The 3,318-nt window shown below is 42.4% G+C and carries 2 protein-coding genes, 11 tRNA genes and 1 rRNA gene; 1 reads left to right on the top strand and 13 read right to left on the bottom strand.

Features of this window, described 5'->3' with window-relative positions; translation table 11 throughout:
• Positions 1-467: 467 nt before the first annotated feature.
• From J0N78_RS25290 to J0N78_RS25330, 9 genes are all read right to left on the bottom strand, one after another.
• Positions 468-543 (bottom strand) — tRNA-Ala (locus tag J0N78_RS25290).
• A 14-nt stretch (positions 544-557) separates the two neighbouring features.
• Positions 558-631: transfer RNA gene (locus J0N78_RS25295), tRNA-Gly, on the bottom strand.
• A gap of 119 nt (positions 632-750) precedes the next feature.
• Positions 751-825 (bottom strand) — tRNA-Gly (locus tag J0N78_RS25300).
• Positions 826-834: 9 nt separating this feature from the next.
• Positions 835-910, bottom strand: a tRNA-Lys gene (locus J0N78_RS25305).
• Positions 911-913: 3 nt separating this feature from the next.
• Positions 914-988, bottom strand: a tRNA-Gln gene (locus J0N78_RS25310).
• A gap of 11 nt (positions 989-999) precedes the next feature.
• A tRNA-Tyr gene (locus J0N78_RS25315) sits at positions 1,000-1,084 on the bottom strand.
• Positions 1,085-1,114: 30 nt separating this feature from the next.
• Positions 1,115-1,190, bottom strand: a tRNA-Thr gene (locus tag J0N78_RS25320).
• An 81-nt stretch (positions 1,191-1,271) separates the two neighbouring features.
• A tRNA-Val gene (locus tag J0N78_RS25325) sits at positions 1,272-1,347 on the bottom strand.
• Positions 1,348-1,455: 108 nt separating this feature from the next.
• Positions 1,456-1,530 (bottom strand) — tRNA-Glu (locus J0N78_RS25330).
• A 458-nt stretch (positions 1,531-1,988) separates the two neighbouring features.
• On the opposite strand from J0N78_RS25330, the gene J0N78_RS25335 reads away from it, so the two are divergent.
• Entirely contained in the window at positions 1,989-2,231 is a 243-nt protein-coding gene (locus tag J0N78_RS25335) for a hypothetical protein (protein ID WP_209125853.1), read from the top strand.
• A 361-nt stretch (positions 2,232-2,592) separates the two neighbouring features.
• Here J0N78_RS25335 and J0N78_RS25340 read toward each other — a convergent pair.
• From J0N78_RS25340 to J0N78_RS25355, 4 genes are all read right to left on the bottom strand, one after another.
• Positions 2,593-2,669, bottom strand: a tRNA-Thr gene (locus J0N78_RS25340).
• 5 nt (positions 2,670-2,674) lie between these two features.
• A tRNA-Asn gene (locus J0N78_RS25345) sits at positions 2,675-2,750 on the bottom strand.
• 18 nt (positions 2,751-2,768) lie between these two features.
• Positions 2,769-2,884: ribosomal RNA gene (rrf, locus tag J0N78_RS25350) — 5S ribosomal RNA — on the bottom strand.
• A 2-nt stretch (positions 2,885-2,886) separates the two neighbouring features.
• Complete coding sequence (locus J0N78_RS25355) at positions 2,887-3,072, bottom strand: hypothetical protein (protein WP_209125854.1); 186 nt, start codon at positions 3,070-3,072, stop codon at positions 2,887-2,889.
• Positions 3,073-3,318: the final 246 nt, after the last annotated feature.

Consider the following 3,318-nt stretch of genomic DNA (forward strand, 5'->3'; position numbering starts at 1 on the left):
ATGGACTGGAGACCTCCGTATGAGATAAAGGAAACACGGCGAGTGCTAGCGAGGCGATGTTGACTTATCGTAAGGAGGAGAGCGAAGTCCACTAGACGCTGGGCGCTACAGCTAGACAAGAAAAGCGAAAGCGCCCGTTTAGCGACGTATGGACTGGAGACCTCCGTATGAGATAAAGGAAACACGGCGAGTGCTAGCGAGGCGATGTTGACTTATCGTAAGGAGGAGAGCGAAGTCCACTAGACGCTGGGCGCTACAGCTAGACAAGAAAAGCGGAAGGTGTCTGCTTATCGGCGACAAGCGCTGGAGGACCAGCAATTAGTGTCCTGACTTTTGGACACGTTTGATGGGCCGAAGCGACCTCGAGCCGATGACACCTGCAGCTAGACATCCTCGAAATTTATACTTTCTTTTTCTATAAAAACAAAAAAATCCTTAGATTTACTATCTAAGGTTGTTATACATTTTGGTGGAGCCTAGCGGGATCGAACCGCTGACCTCCTGCGTGCAAGGCAGGCGCTCTCCCAGCTGAGCTAAGGCCCCATATGAAATTTTTATGGAGCGGGTGATGAGAATCGAACTCACGACATCAGCTTGGAAGGCTGAGGTTTTACCATTAAACTACACCCGCAGGTTATTCACTTAAATGTCATGCCTCTTTCTCTTCTAGTACTATTCAAAGACGTTTATACGTCGAGGCAACTCGTCGTTTTTTCATAGGTGTTTCGCTCGTGGCTGAGGTTTTACCACTGGAGCGGAAGACGGGACTCGAACCCGCGACCCTCACCTTGGCAAGGTGATGTTCTACCACTGAACTACTTCCGCATATAAAAATGGTGAGCCATGAAGGACTCGAACCTTCGACCCTCTGATTAAAAGTCAGATGCTCTACCAACTGAGCTAATGGCTCGGATGGCTGGGCTAGCAGGATTCGAACCTACGCATGACGGAGTCAAAGTCCGTTGCCTTACCGCTTGGCTATAGCCCATCCTTTGAAAATGGTGGAGGGGGACGGATTCGAACCGCCGAACCCTCAGGGAGCGGATTTACAGTCCGCCGCGTTTAGCCACTTCGCTACCCCTCCAACTATCTTGTTACATTAAGATCAAAAAAGTGGTGCCGGCGAGAGGACTTGAACCCCCAACCTACTGATTACAAGTCAGTTGCTCTACCAATTGAGCTACACCGGCAATACTAAGTGTTAGTGGTTAAATATAGGATATTGAATAATTATAAAGCATCAAAGAATGCTTTCTCTCTAACTTCAAAAATGGTGGAGGATGACGGGCTCGAACCGCCGACCCCCTGCTTGTAAGGCAGGTGCTCTCCCAGCTGAGCTAATCCTCCAGTCTGGATATAAGATGTGAGATGTAAGATGCTTAATGTTTAAGCGTAAGTAACCTTTTGAAAGTAACTCACTTCCACCTTCCTACTTCCATTTACTAACTTCTAAAATGGTGACCCGTACGGGATTCGAACCCGTGTTACCGCCGTGAAAGGGCGGTGTCTTAACCGCTTGACCAACGGGCCATAAGGCAAGTCATTTATACTGACAAAAAGTATTATAGCAAAAATAATATTTAATTTGCAACCCTTTTTTTATTTTGGGCTGTTTTCGTAAACTTTGTTGCTTTTGGACTGTTTTTTGAAAATAAAATAGGCTTTTCAAGACAAATTCATTTGTCTGAACGGCTATTTTATTTTCAAAACCTTCACGCTATGCGTGAAGAGCCAAGCATCCGCTTGGCTTACGGTCCAAAAGCTAAAAGCAACAATCTTTGAGAAAAGAGCCTTATTTTTTTCAATTGATCATTCAATCACTCCTCACCTTTCACGGATATACGGACTTACCAAACACTTAACTACCTTTTTCTTAAGTAGTTTAGAACTTTATACTTTTACCATAAAATTACCAAAGTATATAAATTATAACTTGAGTTAATGATATACAACGTGAAACAGTTTTAAAGTTAGGGATGGTTCTGTAAATGAGCATATTATTAATTATTTCATTACTGTATATAGCTGTAGGAATACTGTACTCATGGAAAATGTCAAAGGATATTCGTTCATTATTTCAGGATAAAAAACAGAATAAAGAAAAACATTCAAATAAAAAGGTTAAGAAGATATTTAACCCTGCCTACCTTCCTTGGTTTACCCTAGAAGTTGTCCTAGTTTTATTTTGGTTACCTATTCTTATTTATGAGCGGAAAATAGGACTACAATAAAGTGAACATCCTTTATATTTCAACAACTACGCTCGCCTCTTTAACTTGTAATAATTTTATAACCGCTGAACATAATGACCAATATAAAGGGATAATGGGCGAGTATAATTTATTGAGACACAAATAAAAGACGACTTTTTCTGCTCTCTATTATACTTCCTACGAATTAACTTTACTTTTTTTCGATAACAATTGATGTCCCTAACAAAAAAAGCCCCCCTTCCTCAATTGATGAGAAAAGGAGACGTTATATAGTCGATTTATTAAGGATGTATGAGCACTTTCTTATCATCAAGCCTACGTTTTACTTTCGTTTAACATAACTCTGCTGGAATACGTTCTATTAACCGATTATATACGCTGGAGCTTCCAAGCGGACTCGAACCGCTGACCCCTTCCTTACCATGGAAGTGCTCTACCGAACTGAGCTATGGAAGCAAAAATGGCTCCACAGGCAGGACTCGAACCTGCGACCGATCGGTTAACAGCCGATTGCTCTACCAACTGAGCTACTGTGGAATGAGCTTTTATGTATTTGCCTAGCGACGTCCTACTCTCACAGGGGGAAGCCCCCAACTACCATCGGCGCTGAAGAGCTTAACTTCCGTGTTCGGCATGGGAACGGGTGTGACCTCTTCGCTATCGCCACTAGACTCTAAAATTCTGATAAACTTCGAATTTCTTCGTTGTCTGCGTCCACTGTGTTGCTCATGTACCCTTCAAACGTACACTCCGTTACTCGTGAACTTGCCGCCTCGAACTTCTCGTTTCTGACAATTTTATTATTGGTTTTTGATAAGCGGCGAATTTCTTCGTCAGCTGCAATTTTTGCGGTGCTCACGTATTAATGACATACGTTCCACTCCTCAGAATTTTGCTTCCTTGAACTTCTTGCTTCTGAAAATCCTTTTAAAATTGTGATAAACTTCGAATTTCTTCGTTTGCTTATGCTTTAGAGAATGATTCTCTCAAAACTGGATAATGTGCTAGATCAAATTCAACGCTTTTCAATGTCCAGCTTCAATGCCTAGATTTTTGTGTCATTTCGCTTCCTCAGTTGAAGTGTGACCACTTCGCCTTCTGAAGC

It is taken from the genome of Alkalihalobacillus sp. BA299 (assembly GCF_017745675.1).
Lineage (GTDB): Bacteria > Bacillota > Bacilli > Bacillales > Bacillaceae_F > Alkalihalobacterium.

Coding starts and splice junctions, on each gene's coding strand:
- J0N78_RS25335 (WP_209125853.1), top strand. CDS start 1,989: ATGAGCATATTATTAATTATTTCATTACTGTATATAGCTGTAGGAATA.